The 25,466-nt window shown below is 72.2% G+C and carries 24 protein-coding genes; 7 read left to right on the top strand and 17 right to left on the bottom strand.

The window, feature by feature from the left end; translation table 11 throughout:
* Positions 1–233 precede the first annotated feature (233 nt).
* Complete coding sequence (locus OIU81_RS31235) at positions 234–995, top strand: maleylpyruvate isomerase family mycothiol-dependent enzyme (RefSeq protein WP_329153208.1); 762 nt, start codon at positions 234–236, stop codon at positions 993–995.
* A gap of 173 nt (positions 996–1,168) precedes the next feature.
* Here OIU81_RS31235 and OIU81_RS31230 read toward each other — a convergent pair whose 3' ends face one another.
* From OIU81_RS31230 to OIU81_RS31220, 3 genes are all read right to left on the bottom strand, one after another.
* Positions 1,169–1,834: a response regulator transcription factor gene (locus tag OIU81_RS31230; RefSeq protein ID WP_329153207.1), complete on the bottom strand. Its 666-nt coding sequence runs from the start codon at positions 1,832–1,834 to the stop codon at positions 1,169–1,171.
* Positions 1,831–3,126, bottom strand: a complete 1,296-nt coding sequence (locus OIU81_RS31225) for a sensor histidine kinase (protein WP_329153206.1) — start codon at positions 3,124–3,126, stop codon at positions 1,831–1,833. The genes OIU81_RS31230 and OIU81_RS31225 overlap by 4 nt, the downstream gene beginning before the upstream one ends.
* Before the next feature lie 217 nt (positions 3,127–3,343).
* Entirely contained in the window at positions 3,344–4,549 is a 1,206-nt protein-coding gene (locus tag OIU81_RS31220) for a geranylgeranyl reductase family protein (RefSeq protein ID WP_329153205.1), read from the bottom strand.
* 178 nt (positions 4,550–4,727) lie between these two features.
* Here OIU81_RS31220 and OIU81_RS31215 point away from each other — a divergent pair, with 178 nt between their 5' ends.
* Positions 4,728–6,089 carry a dipeptidase gene (locus tag OIU81_RS31215; protein ID WP_329153204.1) on the top strand — a complete coding sequence of 454 codons (1,362 nt, stop codon included), beginning with the start codon at positions 4,728–4,730 and terminating at the stop codon, positions 6,087–6,089.
* 104 nt (positions 6,090–6,193) lie between these two features.
* Here the strand turns inward: OIU81_RS31215 and OIU81_RS31210 are convergent, their stop codons facing one another.
* Positions 6,194–7,228 (bottom strand): NUDIX hydrolase, encoded by a 1,035-nt coding sequence (locus OIU81_RS31210; protein ID WP_329153202.1) that lies wholly within the window; start codon positions 7,226–7,228, stop codon positions 6,194–6,196.
* A 1,237-nt stretch (positions 7,229–8,465) separates the two neighbouring features.
* Here OIU81_RS31210 and OIU81_RS31205 point away from each other — a divergent pair.
* Positions 8,466–10,532 (top strand): NPCBM/NEW2 domain-containing protein, encoded by a 2,067-nt coding sequence (locus OIU81_RS31205; RefSeq protein WP_329153201.1) that lies wholly within the window; start codon positions 8,466–8,468, stop codon positions 10,530–10,532.
* Between the two features lie 174 nt (positions 10,533–10,706).
* Here the strand turns inward: OIU81_RS31205 and OIU81_RS31200 are convergent, their stop codons facing one another.
* Entirely contained in the window at positions 10,707–11,663 is a 957-nt protein-coding gene (locus OIU81_RS31200; RefSeq protein WP_329153200.1) for an ROK family protein, read from the bottom strand.
* A 142-nt stretch (positions 11,664–11,805) separates the two neighbouring features.
* Between OIU81_RS31200 and OIU81_RS31195 the strand changes: the two genes are divergently transcribed.
* Complete coding sequence (locus tag OIU81_RS31195; RefSeq protein ID WP_329153198.1) at positions 11,806–12,846, top strand: LacI family DNA-binding transcriptional regulator; 1,041 nt, start codon at positions 11,806–11,808, stop codon at positions 12,844–12,846.
* 83 nt (positions 12,847–12,929) lie between these two features.
* Here OIU81_RS31195 and OIU81_RS31190 read toward each other — a convergent pair whose 3' ends face one another.
* Entirely contained in the window at positions 12,930–13,151 is a 222-nt protein-coding gene (locus tag OIU81_RS31190) for a hypothetical protein (RefSeq protein ID WP_329331385.1), read from the bottom strand.
* A complete protein-coding gene (locus tag OIU81_RS31185; RefSeq protein ID WP_329153195.1) occupies positions 13,148–13,474 on the bottom strand; it encodes a hypothetical protein in 327 nt (108 codons plus the stop codon). The genes OIU81_RS31190 and OIU81_RS31185 overlap by 4 nt, the downstream gene beginning before the upstream one ends.
* Before the next feature lie 72 nt (positions 13,475–13,546).
* Here OIU81_RS31185 and OIU81_RS31180 point away from each other — a divergent pair, with 72 nt between their 5' ends.
* Positions 13,547–14,173 carry a TetR/AcrR family transcriptional regulator gene (locus tag OIU81_RS31180; RefSeq protein WP_329153193.1) on the top strand — a complete coding sequence of 209 codons (627 nt, stop codon included), beginning with the start codon at positions 13,547–13,549 and terminating at the stop codon, positions 14,171–14,173.
* A gap of 145 nt (positions 14,174–14,318) precedes the next feature.
* Here the strand turns inward: OIU81_RS31180 and OIU81_RS31175 are convergent, their stop codons facing one another.
* Positions 14,319–15,629: a DUF6986 family protein gene (locus OIU81_RS31175; protein WP_329153191.1), complete on the bottom strand. Its 1,311-nt coding sequence runs from the start codon at positions 15,627–15,629 to the stop codon at positions 14,319–14,321.
* Positions 15,630–15,824: 195 nt separating this feature from the next.
* Here OIU81_RS31175 and OIU81_RS31170 point away from each other — a divergent pair, with 195 nt between their 5' ends.
* Entirely contained in the window at positions 15,825–16,343 is a 519-nt protein-coding gene (locus tag OIU81_RS31170) for a DinB family protein (RefSeq protein WP_329153189.1), read from the top strand.
* A 100-nt stretch (positions 16,344–16,443) separates the two neighbouring features.
* Here OIU81_RS31170 and OIU81_RS31165 read toward each other — a convergent pair whose 3' ends face one another.
* The 4 genes from OIU81_RS31165 to OIU81_RS31150 all read right to left on the bottom strand — a co-directional run bounded on the left by OIU81_RS31165 (position 16,444) and on the right by OIU81_RS31150 (position 19,526).
* Entirely contained in the window at positions 16,444–17,406 is a 963-nt protein-coding gene (locus OIU81_RS31165; RefSeq protein ID WP_329153186.1) for an electron transfer flavoprotein subunit alpha/FixB family protein, read from the bottom strand.
* A gap of 49 nt (positions 17,407–17,455) precedes the next feature.
* Positions 17,456–18,241: an electron transfer flavoprotein subunit beta/FixA family protein gene (locus OIU81_RS31160; RefSeq protein ID WP_329153183.1), complete on the bottom strand. Its 786-nt coding sequence runs from the start codon at positions 18,239–18,241 to the stop codon at positions 17,456–17,458.
* 212 nt (positions 18,242–18,453) lie between these two features.
* The gene (locus tag OIU81_RS31155) at positions 18,454–18,960 is read right to left on the bottom strand and encodes a flavin reductase family protein (RefSeq protein WP_329153181.1); all 507 of its coding nucleotides are present in this window, start codon (positions 18,958–18,960) and stop codon (positions 18,454–18,456) included.
* 224 nt (positions 18,961–19,184) lie between these two features.
* Positions 19,185–19,526: a TlpA family protein disulfide reductase gene (locus OIU81_RS31150; protein ID WP_329153179.1), complete on the bottom strand. Its 342-nt coding sequence runs from the start codon at positions 19,524–19,526 to the stop codon at positions 19,185–19,187.
* Positions 19,527–19,969: 443 nt separating this feature from the next.
* Between OIU81_RS31150 and OIU81_RS31145 the strand changes: the two genes are divergently transcribed.
* A complete protein-coding gene (locus tag OIU81_RS31145) occupies positions 19,970–20,686 on the top strand; it encodes a lysophospholipid acyltransferase family protein (RefSeq protein WP_329153177.1) in 717 nt (238 codons plus the stop codon).
* Positions 20,687–20,704: 18 nt separating this feature from the next.
* On the opposite strand, the gene OIU81_RS31140 is transcribed toward OIU81_RS31145, so the two are convergent.
* From OIU81_RS31140 to OIU81_RS31120, 5 genes are all read right to left on the bottom strand, one after another.
* On the bottom strand, positions 20,705–21,436 hold the full coding sequence (locus tag OIU81_RS31140) for a B3/B4 domain-containing protein (protein ID WP_329153175.1): 732 nt from the start codon (positions 21,434–21,436) through the stop codon (positions 20,705–20,707).
* Between the two features lie 12 nt (positions 21,437–21,448).
* Positions 21,449–22,027: a transglutaminase domain-containing protein gene (locus OIU81_RS31135; RefSeq protein ID WP_329153174.1), complete on the bottom strand. Its 579-nt coding sequence runs from the start codon at positions 22,025–22,027 to the stop codon at positions 21,449–21,451.
* A gap of 84 nt (positions 22,028–22,111) precedes the next feature.
* The gene (locus OIU81_RS31130) at positions 22,112–23,200 is read right to left on the bottom strand and encodes a threonine aldolase family protein (RefSeq protein ID WP_329153172.1); all 1,089 of its coding nucleotides are present in this window, start codon (positions 23,198–23,200) and stop codon (positions 22,112–22,114) included.
* Entirely contained in the window at positions 23,179–23,940 is a 762-nt protein-coding gene (locus OIU81_RS31125) for an SDR family NAD(P)-dependent oxidoreductase (RefSeq protein ID WP_329155475.1), read from the bottom strand. Before OIU81_RS31125 ends, OIU81_RS31130 begins: the two co-directional genes overlap by 22 nt.
* Before the next feature lie 59 nt (positions 23,941–23,999).
* Positions 24,000–25,397, bottom strand: coding sequence for a DUF6421 family protein (locus OIU81_RS31120; RefSeq protein ID WP_329153171.1), 1,398 nt, complete (start codon positions 25,395–25,397; stop codon positions 24,000–24,002).
* Positions 25,398–25,466: the final 69 nt, after the last annotated feature.

Below are 25,466 nucleotides of genomic sequence, written 5' to 3'. Positions count from 1 at the left end.
GGCCCTCCGCGGTACGTCGTAGCGCGGCGTGCTGCGTCGTGGGGGGGGGAGGGCTCCGCGGTACCTCTTGGTGCGGTGTCCCAACCCAGGGCGAACGCAAAGTGGTTGAGTCCGCAACGACCGCTGCCGTGCAGGTCAGCGCGGGTGACGTCGGGTCGGTGGACGTGGCGCGGGCCGGCCGGGGCCGGACCCGCGCGGGTCCGTTGTCAGTGCCGGCTGGCACACTCTGGGGCATGGAGATCACCGAGTTCGTCGAAACGCTGCGACTGGACGGAAGCCTGCTCGCCGATGCCGCCGAGGAGGCGGGGCCGGACGCCCGGATTCCGGCCTGTCCCGAGTGGCAGATGCGGGATCTGGTCAGCCATATCGGGCGGGTCCACCGCTGGGCGACGGAGTTCGTGACCCAGGGGAAGGACCAGCCCGGTTCCTTCCCGGAGGCTCCCGACCTGCCCGACGGCGAGCTCGTCGGCTGGCTGCGCGAGGGCCATCACCAGCTCGTCCTGGCCCTGCACTCCGCCCCGCAGGACCTGACGGCCTGGACGTTTCTGCCCGCCCCGTCCCCCCTGACGTTCTGGGCGCGCCGCCAGGCACACGAGACCTCGGTGCACCGCGCCGACGCCCAGCAGGCGCTCGGTGCCTCCCTCACCCCGCTCCCGTCCGCCTTCGCCGCCGACGGCATCGACGAAATACTGACGGGCATTCACTCCGGCGACCGCAGCAAGCTCCGTACGGACCTCCCCCGCTCGCTGCGACTGCGCGCGACGGATGCCCCCGGCGCCGACTGGACGGTCCGGCTCTCCGACGCCCCGCCGCGCACGGTGCGTACGGCCCCGGACGCCGAGGGCCCGGAGGCCGGCAAGCCGGTGGACTGCACGATCGAGGGCCCGGCCGAGGAGCTGTACCTCGCCCTGTGGAACCGTCTGCCGTGGGACGCGTTGACGATCACCGGCGATGAGACGCTGCCGCAGCTGTGGCGGGAGCGCGGAAGTATCTGAGGAGGGGGACCTGAGGACGGGGGTGTCCGAACACCGGGGAGTCCGAACACCGGGGAGTCCGAACACCGGGACACGGTCCGCCGATCCGCCGCTCCGCCGGCCGCCCCCGCCCCCGCCCCGCCCCACCCCGGCTCCGACCCGACCAGCCCCGCCCGGGACACCGTCCCTCCCGTTCAGCCCAGCCAGCCGGGCCGCACGAGCCCCGACTCATAGGCCAGGACGACCAGTTGGGCGCGGTCACGGGCGCCCAGTTTCACCATGGTGCGGCTGACATGCGTCTTGGCGGTGAGCGGGCTGACGACCAGCCGGCGGGCGATCTCCTCGTTGGACAGGCCGATGCCGACCAGCGCCATCACCTCCCGCTCCCGCTCGGTCAGTTCGGACAGCGCACCGGCCGCGGCCGGCTCCTTGGAGCGGGCCGCGAACTCCGCGATCAGACGGCGGGTGACACCGGGCGAGAGCAGCGCGTCGCCGACGACGACCGCGCGCACGGCCCGCAGCAGCTCGTCCGGTTCGGTGTCCTTGACCAGGAAGCCGGAGGCGCCGGAGCGGAGGGCATCGAAGACGTACTCGTCCAGCTCGAAGGTGGTCAGCATGACGACCTTCACCGCCGCCAGCTGTGGGTCCCCGGTGATCCGGCGGGTGGCGGCCAGGCCGTCCACCACCGGCATCCGGATGTCCATCAGGACGATGTCCGGGCGGTGTTCGCGGACGGCGGCCAGCGCCTGCTGCCCGTCCGCGGCCTCGGCGACCACCTCGACATCGGGCTGGGCGTCCAGCAGCGCCTTGAAGCCGGCCCGGACCAGCAGCTGGTCGTCGGCGAGCAGTACCCGGATCATGACTCCTCCTCGGGGGCGGCCGGGGTCACCGTACCCGGGGCCCGGTCGGGCTCCTGCGCCCCGGCCAGCGGGATGCGTGCCCGGACCCGGAAGCCGCCGTCCGGGCGTGGGCCCGCCTCAACGGTGCCGCCCAGGGCGGCCGCCCGCTCCCGCATCCCGACCAGTCCGTTGCCGCCACCGGATGGCTCGCCCGCGCCGGAGGTCGCCGGTCCGTCGTCGTCGACCCGGATCTCCAGCACCCCGGGGAGAGGGCGGAGCAGCACCCGGGCCGTGCGCGAGCCGGAGTGCCGGACGATGTTGGTGAGCGCCTCCTGCACGATGCGGAAGGCGGCGAGATCGGTGCCGGGCGCGAGCGCGGCCCGGGTGCCCTCGGTGGTGATGTCCACGGCCAGACCGGCGTGCCGCGCCTGCTCGGTGAGTTCGGGCAGCCGGTCCAGTCCGGGGGCCGGGGAGCGCGGCGCCTCGCCGGGAGTGCGCAGGGCGCCGAGGACCTGGCGGACCTCCCCCAGCGCCTCCTTGCTGGCGTCCTTGATCGTGGTCAGCGCGGTCCGCGCCTGCTCCGGGTCCTGGTCGAGCAGCGCCAGGCCCACGCCCGCCTGGACGTTGATGACGGAGATGCTGTGGGCGAGTACGTCATGCAGCTCCCGGGCGATCCGCAGCCGCTCCTCGTCCGCCCGCCGGCGCTCCGCGGCGGCCCGCTCCGCCCCGGCCTTCGCCAGCTGTTCACGACGCACCCGCACCAGCTCGGAGAGCGCCATCACGGCCACCACCCAGACGAGGGCGAGCAGTTCCTGGCCCCAGGGACCGGGCCCGTCGTGCGGGGGCAGCGAGCGGTAGAGCCAGTGGGCGACCAGCACCTGCGAGACCCACACCCCGCCCAGCGCGCACCACGCGACCGCGCGGTGCCCCGCGACCACCGCCGAGAACGCGCCGAGCGCGAGGGTGAGAAAGACCGGCCCGTACGGGTAGCCGGCCGCGAGGTAGACGGCGGTGACGGCGGCCGTGCCGAGGGCGACGGCGCGCGGGTAGCGGTGCCGGAAGAGCAGCAGCGCCGCGCCCCCGATCAGCAGGACGCGGGCGAGGGAGTCCACCGGCACGCGCCCGGGCTGCTTGTGCCCGGCGAAGCCCGACCCCGCCGTCACGGCAACCGCCACCACCAGCGTCGAAAGCCAGGGCAACCGGGTCAGCCGGGCCCCGGACCGGCCCCACCACCCCCCGGAAGCAGCCGCCGCCCACCGCGCCCCCAACGGCCCGGAGCAGCGCCGCACCCACGTCGGCCGTGCATTCTCCATACGGTCACGCTAGACCGCACCGGAGCCCGATGACGTCAGCCCGGGGCAGTGCGCGGGCGTACTCCCCCGGTAGTACGGCCTGCGGACGGGAGGACCACGCGGACGGCCCGGACGGCCCAGCCTGCCCGGTCACCGCCCAGCGGGCCGGCCGCCCCGAGTGCGACGAGGGCCGTGCCCCCCACGGCCCGCCCGCCGGCACCTGGCCACCGACCGCCGCTCACCCCCGGTCCATCGCCTCCAGCGCCCGCCGCGCCACCGGGCGGGTGCGGACGATCTCGGCCAGTGTGGTGGTCCCGCGGGTGATCTTCGCGAAGACGTGCCAGGCGGGCCGGAAGCCCGTGATCGCGGCGTGCAGCAGGCCGGGGCGGCGGGTGAAGACCTGGAGCATCCGGCGTCCCACGCCCATCTCCACACCGAGGCCGGCCTTGATGGCGAAGGCGTAATTGAGGGCCTGGCGGCGGGCGTCCACCGCGTCGTGCGCCTCGGAGACCCGCACCGCCCACTCCCCCGCCAGCCGCCCGGAGCGCAGCGCGAAGGAGATGCCCTCCCGGGTCCACGGCTCCAGCAGCCCGGCGGCGTCCCCGCACACCAGCACCCGGCCGCGGGACAGCGGGGAGTCATCGGCGCGGCAGCGCGTCAGATGCCCCGAGGAGATGCTCGGTTCGAAGCCGGCCAGCCCCAGCCGGCCGATGAAGTCCTCCAGGTAGCGCTTGGTCGCCGCGCCCTCACCACGTGCGGAGATGACGCCGACGGTGAGGGTGTCGCCCTTGGGGAACACCCAGCCGTAGCTGCCGGGGATCGGTCCCCAGTCGATGAGCACCCGGCCCGCCCAGTCCTCCGCGACCGGCGGCGGCACCGGGATCTCCGCCTCCAGGCCCAGGTCGACCTCGTCGACCTTGACCCCGACATGACCCCCTATACGGCCCGCGCTGCCGTCCGCGCCGACCACGGCCCGCGCCAGCACCACCTCGCCGTCCCCCAGCACCACCGCGACGGTCCGCCGGTCCGGCACCTCGGCGCCGTGCTGCTCCACCCGGGCGACCGTGACACCGGTGCGGACCCTGGCGCCCGCGTCCTTGGCCGACTCGACCAGCCGGGCATCGAACTCGGGACGGTTGATCAGCCCGAAGAGCATGTTCTTGGAACGGCGGGTGCGGGTGAGCCGGCCGTTCAGCGAGAACGTCACCGCATGCACCCGGTCGCGCAGCGGGAGATCGAAGCCGGGCGGCAGCGAGTCCCGCGAGGGGCCGATGATGCCGCCGCCGCAGGTCTTGTAGCGCGGCAGATCCGCTTTCTCCAGCAGCAGCACCCGGCGTCCCGTGCACGCCGCGGCATGCGCGGCCGAGGCGCCCGCAGGCCCCGCGCCCACCACCACGACGTCCCACACCTGCTCGTTGTCCTCCGTTGTCCGCTCGCTGCTCACCTGTGCGTCTGCTCCCGTTCGATGGCTGGCTGCGCGTACCGCCCGCATCCTACGGGCCCCTGTTGTACGTGGGGCCTGTGGGAAGATCGGGGGCACTGATGTCCGTACGTCCGGTCCGTCCGGCTCACGAGGTCCACACGGCCCGTACGCACAACGCCGCGCCCACAAGGAGCGTTCCATGTCCGACAGCCCGCTCGCACAGACCGTCGCCGCGCTGCAGCCGCGCGCCAGGACCGAGCTGGCCGAATTGGTGGCCTTCAAGTCGGTGGCGGATCCGGCCCAGTTCCCCCGGAGCGAGTGCGAGGCGGCCGCCCGGTGGATCACCGGGGCGCTGCGGGCGGACGGCTTCCAGGACGTGGCGCTGCTGGACACCCCCGACGGGACCCAGTCCGTGTACGGCTTTCTGCCCGGCCCGGCCGGCGCCCCGACGGTCCTGCTGTACGCGCACTACGACGTGCAGCCGCCCTTGGACGAGGACGCCTGGGTCTCCCCGCCGTTCGAGCTGACCGAGCGCGACGGCCGCTGGTACGGCCGCGGCGCCGCCGACTGCAAGGGCGGCCTGATCATGCATCTGACGGCGCTGCGCGCGCTGAAGGAGCACGGCGGGGTGCCGGTCAACGTCAAGGTGATCGTGGAGGGTTCCGAGGAGCAGGGCACCGGCGGTCTGGAGCGCTACGCCGAGGCACACCCCGAGCTGCTGGCCGCCGATGCCGTCGTCATCGGCGACACCGGCAACTTCCGGGTCGGCCTGCCGACGGTGACCGCGACGCTGCGCGGGATGACCCTGGTACGGGTCCGGGTCGACACCCTGGAGGGCAATCTGCACTCCGGCCAGTTCGGCGGCGCGGCACCCGACGCGCTGGCGGCGCTGATCCGGATCCTGGACTCGCTGCGCGCCGAGGACGGTTCGACGACGGTGCGGGGGCTGGCCGCGGACGCCACCTGGGACGGCCTGGAGTATCCGGAAGCTGAATTCCGCCGGGACGCCAAGGTCCTGGACGGGGTCGGGCTGCTCGGCAGCGGCACGGTCGCGGACCGGATCTGGTCCCGTCCGGCCGTCACCGTGCTGGGCATCGACTGCCCGCCGGTGGTCGGCGCCACGCCGTCCGTACAGGCGGGCGCGCGGGCGCTGGTGAGCCTGCGGGTGCCGCCGGGCACGGACGCGGTCGAGGCGACGAAGCTGCTGACCGCGCATCTGGAGGGCGCCGCCCCGTGGGGTGCGCGGGTCGCCGTCGAACAGGTCGGGCAGGGGCAGGCGTTCCGTGCGGACACCAGCAGCCCGGCGTACGCGTCGATGGCCGCGGCGCTGCGGGAGGCGTACGACGGCGAGGAGATGCAGACCGCCGGTATGGGCGGCTCGATCCCGCTGTGCAACACGCTGGCCGGTCTCTACCCGGACGCGGAGATCCTGCTGATCGGGCTGAGTGAGCCGGAGGCGCAGATCCACGCGGTCAACGAGAGCGTCTCGCCGCAGGAACTGGAGCGGCTCTCCCTGGCGGAGGCGCTGTTCCTGGGGCAGTACGCGAAGAGCCACGCCTGAGGCCCTGATGCGTGGGCCCGTCCCTCCCGGTGGGCTCGCCGGGAGGGACGGGCGCCGCGGGCCGGCCGGGGTGCCCGGTGGCGTCCGGTCCTCCCGGCCGGTGGTCAGCCGACGGGAACGCCCGCCTCCAGGTGGAGCGGACAGCCCTGTTCGCGGGCGCGCAGCGCCCAGCGCAGCCGGTTCCAGCGCACCGGCGGCAGCATCTTCTCCGCCTCGGTCTCGGTGACGAAGCGCCAGTCGCGCAGTTCGGAGCCGGGCAGCAGCAGCTTGCCGATCCGGTCGTCGGTCAGGGTGCCGCCGTCGAAGAGCAGCCGCATACCGCCGTAGCCGGGCGGTTTGGGGGCTTCCCAGTCCAGTACGAGCAGCCGGAGCGCGCTGGGCAGTTCGATGCCGAGCTCCTCGGCGACCTCCCGCACCCCGGCACGGGCGGGCGCCTCGCCGCGTTCCACGACGCCCCCGGGGAATTCCCAGCCGGCCTTGTAGGTCGGGTCGACGAGCAGCACGCGGTCCTGGTCGTCGAAGAGCAGCACACCGGCCGCGAGCGTCTCGGCGGTCGGTTCGGGGGTCTGCACGATGTCGCAGGCACCGGCGCCGGTGCGCACGGCTTCGGCGACCCGCTCGGCGGTCTGCCGGGGCGTGAGCCGGGTGGTGTCGACGACATGGGCGTCGCCCCGGAGCCAGGGCAGCGCGTCGGCGTACGGGCCCAGGTGTTCCAGGCTCCACCGGCGCGTCGACGCGGCGGCCCCGGCGTCCTCGGAGGTCTTCTCGCGCTCCGCTATTCGGGCCCGAAGGATCGTTTCCTCCGCGTGCACGAGCACATGCCGCACGGGAATCCGGCGGGCGGCGAGGGCCCCGAAGATCTCGTCGCGGTACTCCTGCCGCAGCAGCGTCATCGGCGTGATCAGCGGGCCCGGCACTTCGGTGAGCAGTGCCGCGGCGGTGTCCACGACCATGCGCCGCCAGGCCGGCAGATCCTGATAGTCGTCGATCTCCTCGAACCGCTTGGCCGGCAGCATCAACCGCAGTCCGCTGCCGAGGAGTTCGGGGTCGTAGAGCGTGCTTCCGGGAAGCAGGTCGAGCAATTCTTGAGCCGCAGTGGTCTTGCCCGCACCGAACGTGCCGTTCAGCCAGACGATCACGGTTTCCCCTCTTCCCTAGACCCAGGTGAGTTGCCCGGAACACCCTGCCACGGAAAGTCCGGAGGCAGGGGCCGCGCACAGGACCGGGAACGTTGCGCATTCGACCAACGGCGCGGCCAGGGGGACTTCGCGCACCCATGGACGAGCCGATCGCGAAATGCATCGCGCGGAGGATGCCGGTCACCGCATCCCCGCCGCGAAGCCCCCGGCAAACAAGCGCTCCCCAGCCCCTCCAGAACCGAAACCCTCCCTCGCAGACCGGATTCCCGGGCCCCGGCGGCCGACGGGGCCCGCATATGACGGCGGCCCATGGACGGTCGACGGCCGGTTCCGCACGGTCCGCCAGCACTTGCCCGGGCCTGGGGTCGGGCGGGAAAGGAATTTCCCTGGAAGAGAGCGGGAATTCCAGCGCCGCGGGCCACCCAATGAGTATGTGCGCGCGGCGATTTGGAGGCGTCACCGGTGCAATAGCGGCCAGGAGGAAGCCAGGCCGACGGAGACCTGGATTTCCTCACCGTGGAAGAGGAAGACAAAGCCCCGGGAGGAAGTCGTTGTCCTTCCGGAGCAATTACCGGACCCCGGCACGGAAGGCCTGCGGAAGACCTGGAGAGGGAGAGTGACCTGCCGGTATTGCGTCCGGAACGCCCGCTCCGCCGCCGATGTCCGGCACCGGAAATTCCGGGCGCAGGGTGCGCGCGACCTTCGCCATGCGGAGCGGAGGTGACGGGGAGGCGGATATGGAGGTGGATTCACAGGGGGCACCAGGCGGCGGCACTCGGACCACCACGCCGAAGGCCGCGAAAGACGGCAGGCAAGAGTGAGCGGCACTCCTGGGACGGCGAGGACGAACGGGCGGCGGCAGAAAGCACGCGCACAGGCCGGAGTTGGCGCAGTTGGCGCAGTTGGCGCAGACCTGTCGGCGGCGGACGAGGGCGAGAGGGCGCGGACGAGGTAACTGCCGGGCGAGGGAGGAGCCGCCACAGGGGGCGGCAGAGGCCGGCAGGAGCCCACCGGGGTCCACCGGGGTCCACCGAGCCCGACCGGGCGGAACCAAACAGAACCAAACGCACATGGCGCGATCTCGCCGCGAACTCGCAGGAAATTGACGGGCGTTGCGGGCGGCAGAGGAAACCCCGCCACCCCTCTTCCAACAGACTCCAACAAGCTCTACCGTAAACACCCATCAGCGACCGGTCGCGACCCCACCCACCTCTCGCGAAGACGGAGGACGCGAAGCATGCGCGTTCATGTCCGCACCACCCACCGGCGAGGTCACCGAAGAATCGTCGGCGTGCTGTCCGCCGCACTGCTGTGCACGGCAGGGGTGACCGCCCTGCCCGCCGCGGCCCATACACCCGACTCCGCAGGGCCCGGTACCGCCCCCACCAGCGGCACCGCCCCCGCACCCCGGCTTCCCGGCGGGCTCGCCAAGACGCCCCCGATGGGCTTCAACAACTGGAACTCCACGCAGTGCCGGGCGGAGTTCAACGAGGAGATGGTCAAGGGCATCGCCGATCTCTTCGTCAGCAAGGGCCTGAAGGACGCCGGCTATCAGTACGTCAATCTCGACGACTGCTGGGCGCTGCCCACCCGCGACGGGAACGGCAAGCTCGTGCCGGACCCCCACCGTTTCCCGCACGGCATCAAGGCAGTGGCCGACTATGTGCACTCCAAGGGCCTGAAGTTCGGCATCTATACGAGCGCCGGCATCAAAACCTGCAACCCGGCCGGATTTCCCGGCGGGCTGGGGCACGAGACGTCCGATGCCCAGCAGTTCGCCGACTGGGGCGTGGACTACCTCAAGTACGACAACTGCAATAACCTCGGCGTGGACGCCAAGCAGCGGTACCGCACCATGCGGGACGCGCTCAAGGCCACCGGGCGTCCCATCGTCTACAGCATCTGCGAATGGGGCGAGAACAAGCCCTGGGAGTGGGCGTCGGACGTAGGGCATCTGTGGCGCACCACCGGCGACATCAGTGACTCCTGGGCGAGCATGCTCGAGATCGCCAAGCAGAATCTGCCGCTCGCCCCGCACGCCGGCCCCGGGCACTGGAACGACCCGGACATGCTGGAAGTCGGCAACGGCGGGATGACGGACACCGAGTACCGCAGCCACTTCTCGCTGTGGTCGATGATGGCCGCCCCGCTGCTGATCGGCTCCGATCTGCGCAAGGCGACCCCGGAGACGTTCGCGATCCTGGCCAACAAGGACCTGATCGCCGTCGACCAGGACGCACTGGGCAAACCGGCCACGGTGCTGGCGTCCGATTCCGGCCGCTGGACGCTCGTCAGGCAACTGGCGGGCGGCGACAGCGCGGTGGCGCTGTTCAACGAGACCGACCAGCCGCAGCGGATCTCCACCACCGCCGGGGACGCGGGCCTTCCGCAGGCCGCCGGCTACCGGCTGCGCGATCTGTGGCAGCACCGGGACACCCACACCACGGGCACCGTCTCCGCGACCGTGCCGGCACACGGCACCGTCGTCTACCGGGTCTCCGCCGACCCGCGCTGGGCCGGCTACCCGCCGGCGGTCGAGACCGGGCTCGACCGCACCCCCCTGGTCGAGGCCGGCACCCCCGCCGACCTCCGCTCGACGGTCCGCAATCTGGGCGGCACCCCCGCCACGCACCTCACGGTGGCGGTCAAGGCCCCGCACGGCTGGCAACTCAAGGCCGCCTCGCCGGCGACCTCCCGTGCGCTGCCCGGCGGGAAGACGCTGACCACCCGCTGGAAGATCACCGCACCGGCCGGCACCCCGCCCGGCGCCTACGATCTGCCGCTCACCGCCCGGTACCGCTCACCACGCGGCGAGCGGATCACCACGACGCTGCCCGGTACGGCTCATGTCGTGGTGCCACCGCCGTCCGGGACCTCGTACGCCGCCGAACTGCCCTGGCTCACCGCCACCAACGGCTGGGGCCCGGTGGAGAAGAACACCAGCGTCGGGGAGCGGGAGGCGGGTGACGGCAGACCGCTCAGCATCGGCGGCACCGGTTTCGCGCGGGGCCTGGGGACGCATGCCGCCAGCGCGGTGACCTTCTACACGGGCGGGCAGTGCTCGGCGTTCCATGCCCAGGCCGGCGTCGACGACGAGTCCGGTGACCGGGGCTCGGTGAGCTTCGAGGTGTGGGCCGACGGCAAGCGGGTCGCCCGGACCGCCACGGTGACCGGCGCGGAGGCCGCCACGGCCGTCAGCGCCGCCATCACCGGAGCGCAGACCGTCCGCCTCGTCGCCACCGACGCCGGAGACGGCATCGACTACGACCACGCCGACTGGGCGGACGCCAAGTTCAGCTGCTGACAGGCGAGTTGACAGCAAGGGCGTGGGCGCCGAACGGGTTGCTACCGGGCGGGCCGGTCGAACGGGCCGGGCCGCCCGGCCCGTTCACCATCCGTCGGAACAGACACCGCCCACGAGGACAGTCGCCACCGCCCCGAACAGGCATCATCCATGCGGCCACACCCCGTCGTGATGTCAGGGCGCCGGAACGAAGGCTTCGAGGCGGGACTGCTGGGCGGCGGCCGCGGCGGCCCCCACCACGCCGGCGTCCGTGCCCATCTGGGCGGGGACGACCGTCAGCCCCGAGACGAACGACAGCGTCGCATAGTCGCGCAGGGCCGCCCGCAAGGGAGCGAAGAGAACCTCCCCCGCGCCCGCGACTCCCCCGCCGATGACCGCGATATCGATCTCGACGAGCGTGGCGGTGGCGGCGATCCCGGCGGCCAGCGCCTGGGCGGCCCGCTCGAAGGAACGCACGGCGACCGGGTCCCCGGCGCGCGCGGCGGCGGCGACGGCTGCCGCGCTGGTGTCACCGCCAGGGCCCGGCTGCCAGCCATGGGCCAGCGCCCGGCGGGCGATGTTGGGGCCACTGGCGATCCGCTCCACGCAGCCGCGGGCGCCGCACGGACAGGGGTCACCGTCGAGATCGACGCTGATGTGGCCGATGTGCCCGGCGTTCCCCGTGGGGCCCGGATGCAGTCGGCCGTTGAGCACGAGTCCGCCGCCGACCCCGGTGGAGACCACCATGCACAGCGCGTTGGCGTGGCCGCGCGCGGCGCCCTGCCAGTGCTCGGCCGCGGTCATCGCGACACCGTCGCCGACCAGCACGACCGGACGCTCGCCCACCAGCGCCCGCACGCCGGCGACGAGCGGGAAGTCGCGCCAGCCGGGGATGTTGACCGGGCTGACGGTGCCGGAGGCGGCATTCACCGGGCCCGCGCTGCCGATGCCGACGGCCGCCACCCGGGCCCAGTCCGGTTCCGTGGTCAGCTCACCGACCACCTCGGCCACCGCACGCATCACGGTGGCCCCGTCCTTGTCGGCGGGGGTGGGCCGGGCGGCCCGTGCGATCAGCGTGCCGTGGGCGTCCACCAGAGCGCCGGCGATCTTGGTGCCGCCAATGTCCAGCGCTGCGCTGAGGTCCGTCTGCATCGGTGATGAATCTCCTGGTGGGCCCGGGAACCGGGGATATCGGCCCGGCGTGAGAACGCCAGTCTTCCGTTGATTGACAACGTTGTCTAGAGGCTATGCTCGACGCCACACCTCGACGCCGAGAGAAACAGGACCGCACACCGTGACCGACACCGCGCGGGGCACGTCCCGCCGCTATGGCACCCGGCCCACGATGAAGGATGTCGCGGCACGCGCCGGCGTCGGCCTCAAGACGGTCTCGCGTGTGGTCAACGGCGAACCCGGCGTCACCCCGGACACCGAACGACGCGTCCAGGAAGCCATCACCTCCCTGGGCTTCCGCCGTAACGACTCCGCCCGGATTCTACGCAAGGGGCGTACGGCCAGCATCGGCCTGGTGCTGGAGGATCTCGCCGACCCCTTCTACGGCCCGCTCAACCGCGCCGTCGAGGAAGTCGCGCGCAACCACGGCGCACTGCTGATCAATGGCTCCAGCGCCGAGGACCCGTCCCGCGAACAGGAGTTGGTGCTGGCGCTGTGCGCACGACGGGTGGACGGACTGGTCATCATCCCGGCCGCCGATGACCACCGCTATCTGGAGCCGGAGATGACGGCCGGGATAGCGACGGTGTTCGTGGACCGCCCGGCCGGCCGGATCGAGGCGGATGCCGTGCTCTCCGACAACTTCGGCGGCGCCCGGGACGCGGTCGCCCATCTCATCGCGCACGGCCACCGCCGGATCGGCTTCATCGGTGACCAGCCGCGGATCCACACCGCGCGGGAGCGGTTGCGCGGCTATCGCGCGGCGATGGCCGCGGCCGGACTTCCCGTCGACGATTCCTGGGTGTCGCTCGGCTCCACCGCGCCCGACCGGGTACGCGCCGCCACCACTGCGATGCTGGACGCCCCCGCACCGGTCACCGCCCTGTTCGCGGGCAACAACCGCGTCACCGTCACCGCCGTCCGGGTCCTGCGCGCACGCCCGCGCCCGGTCGCGCTGGTGGGCTTCGACGACTTCGAGCTGGCCGATCTCATCCGGCCCGCGATCACGGTCGTCGCCCAGGATCCGGCACACATGGGCCGGACGGCCGCCGGGCTGCTCTTCCGCCGTCTGGACGGCATCGAGGACCCGCCGCGGAGCACGGAGATCCCGACCCGTCTGATCGCCCGCGGCTCCGGCGAGATCCCGCCGTCGGAGAGCTGAACTCCCCACCGGCCGGGCGCCGGACGCCCCGCGGCCCCAGCGGGCGCCTCCGGGCCTCCTCCTGGCAGGTTCCGCGCGGGTGATCACCGGTCGTCGCGGCGTGGGGGCTCCGCACGGCCCACCCTCTTCCAGAGGAGGACCATCCCGAGCGCGAGCACGATCAGCGCGACGAGCACGATGACCCCCTTGATCGCGGCGTCGGCCACGAGGTGAGCGACGAGGTCGGATCCTTCGCTCAAAACCGCACCCCGGGCGAGGACGCCATCCGCCGGACCGGCGCCGGCCGGCCGGGCGCCGCCGGTCATCGGGCCTCCCCCCGCCCCGGCTCCCGTTCGCACCGCGGCTGCCCGCGCCCGCCGTCGTCCAGGTGACGGGCCGCCGCCCGCACCACCGCGCCGGCCACCGACCCGCCGCCCCGGGACGCCCCACCACGGCCCCGCGCGGCGCCCCGGGCGTCGAGACAGCGGCTCACGGCATGCGCGGCGGGTGCCGCATACCGCCGCGCGGCGTCGAGCCTCCCCCGTCGCTTCAGGGCGAGCGCCACGGCGAAGACCAGCAGGGCCAGCACCACCAGACCGCCCGCGATCAGGCCGAACCGGATGAGAAGAAGGTTCAGAACCCGCTCCATGACCATCCCTCCACTCTTTGTATCACAAGTGTGATACAAAACAATTTATCACAGCCGTGATACAAAGAGCCCATGCCCAAGCAGGTCGACCGAGAAGCCCGGCGCCGTGACGTCGTCGACGCCCTCTTCCGCGTCGTCGTACGGGACGGCATCCAACGCGCCTCCCTGCGCACCGTCGCCGACGAGGCCCGGCTCAACATCGGTTCGGTCCGGCATTACTTCGCCGGCCAGGAAGAGCTGATGCGCTTTGCGATGCGGTCGATGCTCGACCGGGTCGGCGCCCGACTCCAGCGCCGCGTCGAGGAGTTGGGCGATCTGAGCGGGCTGCCCGCACCGCGGATCCGCCGCTGCGCGGTGGAGCTGCTCTGCGAACTGCTCCCCCTCGACGACAGCCGGCGCGCCGAGGTCACCGTCCTCATCGACTTCTCCACGGCCGCCCGTACCCATCCCGCGCTCGACGACCTCGCCCGGGAGACCGCCACCGCCACCCGTTCCCTCGTCCGCCGCATCCTCGCCCGCCTCGACACGGCGGGCGGCCTGCGGCCGGGCCTCGCCCTCGACACCGAGACCGAGCGGCTGACGTCCCTCCTGGACGGCCTCGCCTTCACCGCCGTCCTGCGGCCCGACGTGCTGGACGCCCGGACCTGCGCCACGGTGCTGCGTGCCCATATCGACGACCTCGGACCGGCCACAGGCTGACAGCGCGACGGCCCCCGCCGAACGGCGGGGGCCTCGTCGTGCCTGTGGGACCCGTCACGCGTGGCGCCTGCCGGACCCGTGAGCGGTCACGGCGGCCGGCTGCCCGCACGGCGCGGCACAGGGCACCGGACAGGCCGGCGCGCCGTCAGTTCATGGACACCGGGCGGCCCGCGAGGGCGTCCAGGTCGGCGCGGGTCAGCCCGGTCAGACGGGCGACCTCGCCCGGGTCCACCGCGCCGCAGTCCAGGCCGCGCAGCAGATAGCCGCTGAGGGCCTTGGCGGTGGCGGGCTCGTCCATGACCTCACCGCCCGCCTTGGCGACATACGCCGCCAGCCGGGCCGCGGCCTGCTCCAGGCCCTCGCGGTAGAAGGCGTAGACCGCCGCGTAGCGGGTGGGCAGATGGCCGGGGTGCATGTCCCAGCCCTGGTAGTAGGCGCGGGCCAGGGAGCGGCGGACCAGGCCGTGGTGCAGCCGCCAGGCGTCGTGGACCCGTGCCGTCGGGCCGACCGGCAGGACGTTCGTCGAGCCGTCGGAGAGGCGGACGCCGGTGCCCGCGGCGGCGACCTGCATCACGGCCTTGGCGTGGTCGGCCACCGGGTGGTCGAGGGACTGGTGGGCCGCGCTGACCCCGCAGGAGGCGCTGTAGTCGAAGGTGCCGTAGTGGAGCGAGGTGGCACGGCCCTCGGCGGCCTCGATCATGCGGGCAACGGTGGCGCGGCCGTCGGCCCCCAGGATCGACTGGGTGGTCTCGATCTGGATTTCGAAGCCGATCCGGCCGCTCTCCAGGCCGTGCGCCTTCTCGAACGCCTCCAGCAGCCGGACCATGGCGGTGACCTGCTCGGCGTAGGTGACCTTGGGGAGCGTCAGCAGCAGGCCGTCGGGCAGCCCGCCGGCCCGCATGAGACCGGTGAGGAAGATGTCCAGGGTGCGGATGCCGCGGTCGCGGACGGCGGCCTCCATGCACTTCATCCGGATGCCCATGTACGGGGCCGCGGTCCCTCCCGCGGCCTCCGGCCGGGAGGCGCCCCCACGGTACGCGGCGGCGACCAGGGCGGCGGCGCGGGCCGCGGCCTCGTCCTCCTCGGCGTCCGGGCGGGGGCCGTAGCCGTCCTCGAAGTCGATGCGCAGATCCTCGACCGGCTCGCGGGTCAGCTTGGCGCGGACGCGGTCGTGGACCTCGGCGGCGAGCGCGTCGGGGAGGCCGAGGACGGCGGCGAGCGCACCGGCGTCCGGGGCGTGCTCGTCGAGGGCGGCGAGCGCCTGGTCGCCCCAGGAGCGCACGGTCTCGGCGGTGAAGGCATCGCCGGGGACATAGACCGTGTGGACCGGCTGCCGGGTGCCGGGGTCGCCCGGGTAGCGCCGCGCCAGATCCGCGTCCACTCCGGCGAGGGCGGCGTTGATGCCCTCCCGTACGGTGTCCGCGAGGCTCGTCGCCGCGGTCTCCTGCTGCCCCATTCGGTACCCTCCCGGTGCATCCGCCCGCCATGCGAGCGCTTTTCCGCTTATTGGAATCAACAATCCGTATAGCGAAGTTATCGGTGCCGGTTTGGCGGGGTCAACACCCCTCGCCCGGGACCACGCAGCCACGGGCCCGGGGCCGGGCCCGAAAAACCGTGGCCCGGCGGTGCGGGCCCCGACAGAATCGACCGCATGACCTGGATCGCACCCTCCATCGAACGCAGAGACTTTCCCGCCGCGGCCGGCGAACGGGAGATGCTCCAGCGTTGGCTCGACTTCCATCGCGACACCCTGCTCACCAAGTGCGCCGGGCTCACCGCCGAGCAGCTCGCCGAGGCGAGCAGCCCGCCCTCCACCCTCACGCTGCTCGGGCTGGTACGCCATCTGACCGATGTCGAACGCACCTGGTTCCGCCAGCGCTTCGTGGGTGAGGACATCGGGGACCACTACATCACCGAGGACAACCTCGACGCCGATTTCGACGACCTCGACCCGGCCGCCGCCGAGAGTGAACTCGCCACGTTCCGTGCCGAGACCGAAGCCTGCGACAAGGCCGTGGCGGACCGGGGCCTGGACGAGACCTTCGAGCCCGTCAGGGGCAAGACGCTGAATCTGCGCTGGATCTACGTCCACCTGATCGAGGAGTACGCCCGCCACAACGGCCACGCGGATCTGCTGCGGGAGCGGATCGACGGGGTGGCGGGCGACTGAGACCGCCGCCCCGGCCCGCGACAGCACGAGGCCCCGTACGCATCGCGCGTACGGGGCCTCGTGCGTGCGCCGAAGCGGGCTCCGGCGCACTGCGGCGGGCTCAGCCCTTGCGGGTCTTGACCTCGTCCGTGAGGGCCGGGACGACCTCGAAGAGGTCGCCGACCACGCCGTAGTCGACCAGGTCGAAGATCGGTGCTTCCTCGTCCTTGTTGATGGCGACGATCGTCTTCGAGGTCTGCATGCCGGCGCGGTGCTGGATCGCACCGGAGATGCCGGCCGCGATGTACAGCTGCGGCGATACCGACTTACCGGTCTGGCCGACCTGGTTGGTGTGCGGGTACCAGCCGGCGTCCACCGCGGCACGCGAGGCGCCGACGGCCGCACCGAGCGAGTCGGCGAGCGCCTCGATGACCGGGAAGTTCTCCGCGCCATTGACGCCACGGCCACCGGAGACCACGATCGCGGCCTCGGTCAGCTCCGGGCGGCCGGTCGACTCACGCGGCGTGCGCGAGACGATCTTGGTGCCCTTGGAGGAGTCGGCGACGGTCACCGCGAGCTGCTCGACGGTGCCGGCGGCCGGCGCGGCCTCCGGGGCGGCGGAGTTGGGCTTGACGGTGATGACCGGAGTGCCCTTGGTGATGCGGGACTTGGTGGTGTACGAGGCCGCGAAGACGGACTGCGTGGCCACCGGGCCCTCGTCGCCGGCCTCGACGTCGACGGCGTCGGTGATGATGCCGGAGCCGATGCGGACCGCGAGGCGGGCGCCGATCTCCTTGCCCTCCGCGGAGGACGGCAGCAGCACGGCGGCCGGGGAGACCGCGTCGTAGGCGGCCTGCAGCGCGTCGACCTTGGGGGCGACGAGGTACTCGGCGAACTCGGGCGCATCGGCGGCCAGCACCTTGACCGCGCCGTGCTCGGCGAGCACCTTCGCGGCCTCGTCGGCGTGGGCACCGAGGTGGACGGCTACCGGCTCGCCGATGCGGCGCGCGAGGGTGAGCAGCTCGAGGGTGGGCTTGCGGACGGCGCCGTCCACGTGGTCGACGTAGACAAGGACTTCAGCCATGGGATTGCTCTCCTGCGGGAAGAATGAGGGCGGGGGTAAGGGCTGCGGCTCAGATGAACTTCTGGCCCGCGAGGAACTCGGCGAGCTGCTTGCCGCCCTCGCCCTCGTCCTTGACGATCGTGCCCGCGGTGCGGGCCGGACGCTCGGTGGCGTCGTCGACCTTGGTCCAGGCACCCTCGAGGCCGACCTCGTCCGCCTCGATCTCCAGGTCCTCCAGGTCCAGGGACTCCACCGGCTTCTTCTTGGCGGCCATGATGCCCTTGAAGGAGGGGTAACGCGCCTCGCCCGACTGGTCGGTGACCGACACGACGGCCGGCAGCGCTGCCTCCAGCTGCTCGCTGGCGGTGTCACCGTCCCGGCGGCCGGTGACCTTGCCGTCGGCGACGGAGACCTCGGAGAGCTGGGTGACCTGAGGGATGTTCAGCCGCTCGGCGAGGAGCGCGGGCAGCACACCCATCGTGCCGTCGGTGGAGGCCATACCGCAGACGACGAGGTCGTAGCCGGTCTTCTCGATGGCCTTCGCGAGCACCAGCGAGGTGCCGAGCGCGTCGGTGCCGTGCAGGTCGTCGTCCTCGACGTGGACGGCCTTGTCGGCGCCCATCGACAGCGCCTTGCGCAGCGCGTCGTTGGCGTCCTCGGGGCCCACGGTCAACACCGTGATCTCCGCGTCGTCCGCGGCTTCCTTGATCTGCAGGGCCTGCTCGACGGCGTACTCGTCGAGCTCCGAGAGCAGACCGTCCACATCGTCACGGTCGACGGTCAGATCCTCGGCGAAGTGCCGGTCGCCGGTGGCGTCGGGCACGTACTTCACACAGACAACGATCCTCAAGCTCACGCCGACTCTCCTACCTGCTTCGTCTCTTCAGAACTGCCTTGTGCTGGCAGCATAGGCGTCACTGGGGGCGGCTCCCGGGCGGAAGCGGTTCCCCACGCCGACCGTCATATTACTCGCCAGTACACCCAGTCTCGTGCCCCGAATCAAGGCCGTCGAAATGTGACGTTGCCAACGACCCCGACCGGGCGACGAAGAGGCGGAACGGGAACCCGTCAGTCCCGCAGCGCGTTGAATCGGCCCTGGTGGTAGAGCAGCGGACGGCCGGGCCCCGCGGGGTCGCCGACGACGGGCTGGGCGAGCACGATGCGGTGGTCACCGGCCGGCACCCGCGCCACGACCTTGCACACCAGCCAGGCCAGTACGCCGTCCAGGAGGGGCACCCCCTCGGGGCCCGTGTGCCACGAGGTGGCGGGGCCGAAGCGGTCGGCCCCGCTGCGCGCGAACGTGGCGGCCAGTTCCTGCTGGTGCTCGCCGAGTATGTGGACGCCGATGTGGGCGGCCTCCGAGACGGTGGGCCAGCTGGAGGAGCCGGTGCCGATACCGAACGAGAGCAGCGGCGGGTCGGCGGCGACGGAGGTGAGGGAGGTGGCGGTGAAGCCGACGGGGCGGGAGCCGTGCGCGGTGATCACCGCGACGCCGGCGGCATGCTGCCGGAAGACCGAGCGCAGCAGCTCGGGGGAGGCGGTACGGGGCGTGCCGAGGCCGGGCGAGGCCGTCATGGAGTTGTCCTTCTGCTGTGGTGTGCGTGCCCGGGAAGAACCGCCGGCGCCGTGCGGCATCCGGCGGCTGAGGTGTCGTCGCTGCTCACGTGCCCGGACAGCGGGAGCTGGCAGTCCGCAGCAGGTCGACGTGGGCGCGTCCGTAGAGAAGGAATCCTGGCCGCATCACGTCAGAGTGACGATGTGTGACCCACAGCGTCAAGGGGCGCCCGGCATCTGGGAGATCAATCACGGACGGCCGCGCCCAGCGCGGCGATGACATCGGCCTTGCGGGGCTGGCCGGAGGCCCGGCGCACGATCGCGCCCGCCGCGTCGAGCACCAGCACCGTCGGGGTGCGCAGCACCTCCAGCTCCCGTACGAGAGCGAGATGGTCCTCCGCGTCGATCTCCACATGGGCGACCCCCTCGACCATGGCGGCGACCTCGCTGAGGGTGCGCCGGGTGGCCCGGCAGGGCTGGCAGAAGGCGCTGGAGAACTGCAGCAGAGTGGCCCGCTCCCCCAGCTCCGCGCCGATCCGGTCGGCGCCCAGCCGCGCCTGTCCGCCCCGGTCGTCCGGCTCCCGCACCGTCAGCCTCCCCTTGCCGCATTGGTGTCCTTGATGTGCCGCAGAGGTGCCGCACGGGTCTCCTCGTCCGAGACGCTCGCCGTCCTGGACGCCTGCGACCCGCGACGCGTGCCCTGTCGTCGGGGGATGCAGCGTTCACGGGACCGCAAAGATTCCCGGCGGCCCGTCCCGGGGCGCCTCGCCCTGCCGTCCCGGGGGCGCCTCGCCCTGCCGTCCCGGGAGCGCTCCGGAACGCTCCCCGGGGCGTGAGCACCGCCCTCCGCCACTACGGAACAGCGGCCCGGCGACCCTCACACGTGACAAGAATCTCCCGGCCGCGACGGCCGGCACGCTGGCCGCCACGGCCGACTTCGGGCACGATCTCCCGAAAGCCGCAGTTACGGCTGCGTAGGTTTCCGCCGGGAGAACCCTCCCCAGGCGTGGAAAAAGGGGTCCTCCGGACAATGGCAGAGCTCGTCTATCCGCCGGTGATCGGCGCCGCCCGCACGCTCTTCAAGGCGCTCGATCTGAAATTCGACATCGCCGGGACGGACCACATTCCCCGCCGCGGCGGGGCGGTGCTGGTGAGCAATCACATCGGCTATCTGGACTTCGTCTTCGCCGGTCTGACGGCGCGGCCGGCCAAGCGGCTGGTGCGCTTCATGGCGAAGGAAGCGGTCTTCCGGCACAAGGTGTCGGGGCCGCTGATGCGCGCGATGAAGCACATCCCCGTGGACCGGGCACAGGGCATGGATGCGTACAAGCACGCTCTGTCGGCGCTGCGTGCCGGGGAGATCATCGGGGTCTTCCCCGAGGCGACGATCTCCGAGTCCTTCACGCTGAAGACCTTCAAGTCGGGTGCCGCGCGGCTGGCTCAGGAGGCCGGGGTGCCGCTGCTGCCGGTGGCGCTGTGGGGCACCCAGCGGCTGTGGACCAAGGGCCACAAGCGCGATCTGGGCCGCAACCACCTCCCGATAACGGTCCGGGTGGGCGAGCCGATGGAGGCCGATCCGGCCGAGTCGGCGGAGAAGATCACCGACCGGCTGCGGGCCCGGGTGCAGGACCTCCTGGAGGCGGCGCAGCGCGCCTATCCCGTACGCCCCAAGGGCCCCGACGACACCTGGTGGATGCCGGCCCACCTCGGCGGCACCGCCCCCGCCCCGCGCGGGAGTGCCGCCTGAGCGGTGCGGCCGTCCGGGTCACTGCGACCGGACCTCACCGATCTCGATACGGGCGTCCGGGCAGGCCTTGTGCAGCGCCTCGGCCAGCTCGGCGCCGGCGGCCGTCAGCGCGTCGGTCGTCATGGGGGCCATCCGCTCCAGCAGGAACAGCGCGCTGACCGAGTCCTCGGTCAGGCGGGTGCGCACGCCCTGGCGCCAGTTCCAGCGGCGGCAGGTGACACCTTCCTCGTCGCACCAGACCACCTCGCCCGCGTCGGGGTGCTCGATGACCTCGGCGCCGCCGGCGGCGGTCGCGAACGGCTCCTCGCCGGTGGCCCTTATGAGCCGCATCCCGCCCTGGATGCGGTCCAGGTCCTCGCCTCCCACGGGGATGAGGTGGGCGACGCTGATCGCGTTGTAGAGGTCGACCAGGCGGTTGATGCGCGGCAGACCGCCGTCCGCGAGCGCCCGCCTGGCCAGCGCCTCGGCGGAGTTGCGGGTGCGCGACGGCTTGCTGCCGAAGGCGGTGTACGCGGCGCGCCAGGCAGCGAGGTGCGGATCGTCCTGCGGGGCGCGTCCGTCGAGGCGCTCGGTCAGCCGGCGGGTGGCCTCGTCCAGGAGCGCGGCGCCGGCCTCGTCGCTGGACCCGTTGGTCAGGCCGTGGGCTTCCACAGCGAGGTAGCCGAAGCCGGGTGCCAGCGCGCGCACCTCGTCGGAGACGTGCAGGGCGCAGGTCAGGGCGGTGGCGGCGGCGTGCGAAGAGTCGGGCATCGGGGGCGTTCCTCAGAGATCGGTGGGGAGCGTCTGCCAGAGATGAGGCCGGTCGACGGCCTCGCGGAGGCATTGGAGCACGACCGGGTGTGGTTCAGCAAATAGCACCGGGTAGTCCAGTTCGTTGCACTCGGGCCGCACGGGGAAGGCGAGCTGCTCGCGGTCGAGGCGGAACTGCGCGTCAACGCCGGGCTTGTTGCCCCGCGGATCCTGCCGGACCCAGCGTTCCGCACCGGGCAGCCGGACGGCCACCAGGCCGTGGACGACATCGAACTTCTGGTAGCAGAGCGCGGCGGGGATGCCCCGGGCACGCAACAGGGCCGCGAGGGCGTGCGCCTTGGCGTGGCAGATACCGGTGCGCTGCGCGAGGACGTCCGAGGCGCGCCAGGTGACCCGCGGATCGCCGGTGTCCGCACTGTGCGCGAGGGTGTCGCGGACGAACATGAAGGCGGCCTCGGCGTATGCGTATGCATCAGGAGCGTCGGCGGCGAGGGTCGCGGCGGTGGCCCGGATGAGCGGATGGCCGTGATCGATGGCCTCACTGGGCGCCAAGTAGGCGGAAATCTCCGGGGTGTTCTGGATCAGCTGCATGCGCGGGGAGCGTAGCGATGCGCCCGGCCGAGAGTCAATGACTTTTCGACCGGGCGCATAGCTATACGGAACAGGATGCCCGCCTCAGCGGCTGATCTCCTCGCGGAGCGCGGCGAGGAAGCCGTCGACGTCCGCCTCGGTGGTGTCGAAGGCGCACATCCAGCGCACCTGGCCGGTCTGCTCGTCCCAGAAGTAGAAGCGATAGCGCTTCTGCAGCCGCTCGCTGACATCGTGCGGCAGCCGGGCGAAGACCGCGTTCGCCTGCACGGGGTAGCAGATCTCCACCCCGTCGATCTCCCGCACCCCGGCGGCCAGCCGCTGCGCCATGGTGTTGGCGTGCCGGGCGTTGCGCAGCCACAGGTCCTTGGCGAGCAGTGCCTCCAACTGGACGGAGACAAAGCGCATCTTGGAGGCCAGCTGCATGGACAGCTTGCGCAGATGCTTCATCGCGCGCACCCGGTCGGGGTTGAGCACGACCACGGCCTCGCCGAAGACCGCACCGTTCTTGGTGCCGCCGTAGGAGAGGATGTCGACCCCCACGGCGTTGGTGAAGGCCCGCATCGGGACATCGAGCGTGGCCGCCGCATTGGCGATCCGCGCGCCGTCGAGATGCACCACCATGCCGCGCTCATGGGCGTGTTCGCAGATCGCCCGGATCTCGTCGGGCGTGTAGACCGTGCCCAGCTCCGTGCTCTGGGTGATCGAGACGACCTGCGGCATGGCGCGGTGCTCGTCGTCCCAGCCGTACGCCTCGCGGTCGATCAGCTCGGGGGTGAGCTTGCCGTCCTCGGTCGGTACGGTCAGCAGCTTCAGCCCGCCGACCCGCTCGGGCGCTCCGCACTCGTCGACATGGATGTGTGCGGAGTCGGCGGCTATCACCGCGCCCCAGCGGTCGGTCACGGCCTGCAGCGCGACGACGTTGGCCCCGGTGCCGTTGAACACCGGGAACGCCTCGGCGCGCTGCCCGAAATGGCTGCGGACGATCCGCTGGAGGTGCTCGGTGTAGTCGTCCTCGCCGTAGGCGACCTGATGGCCGCCGTTGGCGAGGGCGAGGGCGGCGAGCACCTCCGGGTGTGCGCCGGCGTAGTTGTCGCTGGCGAAGCCGCGTATCTCGGGGTCGTGGTGGAGCCGGGCGTCGGTCTTCGCTCCGGTCACGGCTCGGGGGTCAGCCACAGACGCTGTCCATTCACTTCCTGGGCGGGCCGGCTCCAGACCCCGGCGATGGCCTCTGCCAGCTCCGTGACATCCGTGAAGCCCGCGAACTTGGCGTTCGGGCGCTCGGCGCGCATCTGGTCGTTGACGAGCGCCTTCACGACCAGGATGGCAGCGGCGGCGCGGGGCCCCTGCTCGCCCCCCGACTTGCGGAAGCCGTCCGCCATGGCCAGCGTCCAGGCCTCGGCAGCGGCCTTGGAGGCGGCATAGGCGGCGTTGCCCCCGGTGGGCTTGCTGGCGCCGGCCGCGCTGGTGAGGAGGAAGCGGCCGTTGCCGCTGCGCTCGAGGGCGTCGCAGAACGCCAGGGAGGTGTGCTGGACGGTGCGGATCAGCAGCTTGTGCAGCGTCTCCCAGTCCGCGAGGTCGGTCTCCGCGAAGCTCGAGGAGCCGCGCCAGCCGCCGACCAGGTGCACCAGGCCGTCGACCCGGCCGAACTCCTTCTCCGTACGGGCCGCCCACTCCCGGGCCTGGTCCGGGTCGAGGAGGTCCACGGTCTCCCCGATCACCGTGGCGCCCCCATGGGCGTAACGGGCCGCGTCCACGGCCTCCGCCAGCCGCTCGGGGTGGGAGTCCGAGCCGACCACCACCGCGCCCGCCTCGGCCAGTCGCAGCAGGGTCGCCCGGCCGGCCGGTCCGGCCGCGCCCGCCACCGCGATGACCGCACCCTCCAGCGGCCCCTGGCCGCCCGTCGAAGTCACCATCTCCGTCGCCTCCTCGTCCTGCTCCTGGACGGCCTTCGGCCGGGTGTTCCGGTCGTTCGTCACGCCGCCGCCCATTCATCGCTGTGGGCCGTGATGCCCTTGGTGGATGCGATCACAGTCCGCAGCTTCTTGGCGAGCGCCTCGTAGAACATGCTCAGCGGGAACTCATCGGGGAGCACGTCGTCCACGAGCTTGCGCGGCGGCTGGTCCAGGTCGAGAGCGTCGGGTCCCTTGGCCCAGACCGACCCCGGGTGCGGTGCGAGGTAGGTCGAGACGAGGTCGTACGCGGCGAACCAGTGGACCAGCTTGGGCCGGTCGATGCCGTCGCGGTAGAGCTTTTCGATCTCGCCGCACAGCTGGTTGGTGACCTTGGGCGCCCGCTCCCAGTCGATGTGCAGTGTGTTGTCCGTCCAGCGTACGACGTCGTGCTTGTGGAGGTAGGCGAAGAGCAGCTGTCCGCCCAGGCCGTCGTAGTTGCGGACGCGGTCGCCGGTGACCGGGAAGCGGAACATCCGGTCGAAGATCACCGTGAACTGTACGTCGCGGGCCTGCGGATACCCCTCGGCCTCCAGCTTCACGGCCTCCTTGAAGGCGGTGAGGTCACAGCGCAGCTCCTCCAGGCCGTACATCCAGAACGGCTGGCGCTGCTTGATCATGAAGGGGTCGAACGGCAGGTCACCGTGGCTGTGGGTGCGGTCGTGCACCATGTCCCACAGGACGAAGGCCTCCTGGCAGCGCTCCTGGTCGGCGAGCATCTCGCTGATGTCCTCGGGGAGTTCCAGGCCCAGGGTCTCGACGGCGGCCTGGCTGACCCGCCGGAAGCGGGCGGCCTCGCGGTCGCAGAAGATGCCGCCCCAGCTGAAGCGCTCGGGGGCCTCGCGCACGGCGATGGTCTCCGGGAAGAGCACCGCGGAGTTGGTGTCGTAGCCGGCCGTGAAGTCCTCGAAGGTGATGCCGCAGAAGAGGGCGTTGTCGTAGCGGGTGCGCTCCAGCTCGGCGAGCCACTCCGGCCAGACCATGCGCAGGACGACGGCCTCGAAGTTGCGGTCCGGGTTGCCGTTCTGGGTGTACATCGGGAACAGCACCAGGTGCTGGAGGCCGTCGGCGCGCTGCCGGGCGGGCTGGAAGGCGAGCAGCGAGTCCAGGAAGTCCGGGACGCCGAAGCCGCCGTCGGCCCAGCGGCGCAGGTCGCCGACGAGGGCCTGGTGGTAGGCGGCGTTGTGCGGCAGCAGCGGGGCGAGCTCCCCGAGGGCCGCTATCACGCGGTCGACCTCCGTTCGGACGGCGTCGGCGCTCGGCGCGCCCTCCGCCTCCAGGTCGACCGAGCCGTCCTTGGACTGCCAGGGGCGGATGGTCTCGACCGCGCTCTTGAGCACGGGCCACGCCGGGTGCTCGACCACACTCCCTACGGTCGTGGTGGCCTCCTGGACACCCACAGGCGAAAGAATTTCCGTCATGACTGCCCTCCGGCGGTAGATCGTGTTGTCAGGACACGGTAACCAGCCAAGGATCGTCCACTCAAGTGG

Origin of the sequence: Streptomyces sp. NBC_01454 (assembly GCF_036227565.1) — a bacterium.
Lineage (GTDB): Bacteria > Actinomycetota > Actinomycetes > Streptomycetales > Streptomycetaceae > Streptomyces.
Note: the sequence above shows the minus strand (reverse complement) of the source record. Positions and strands in the feature narration are given on the sequence as shown.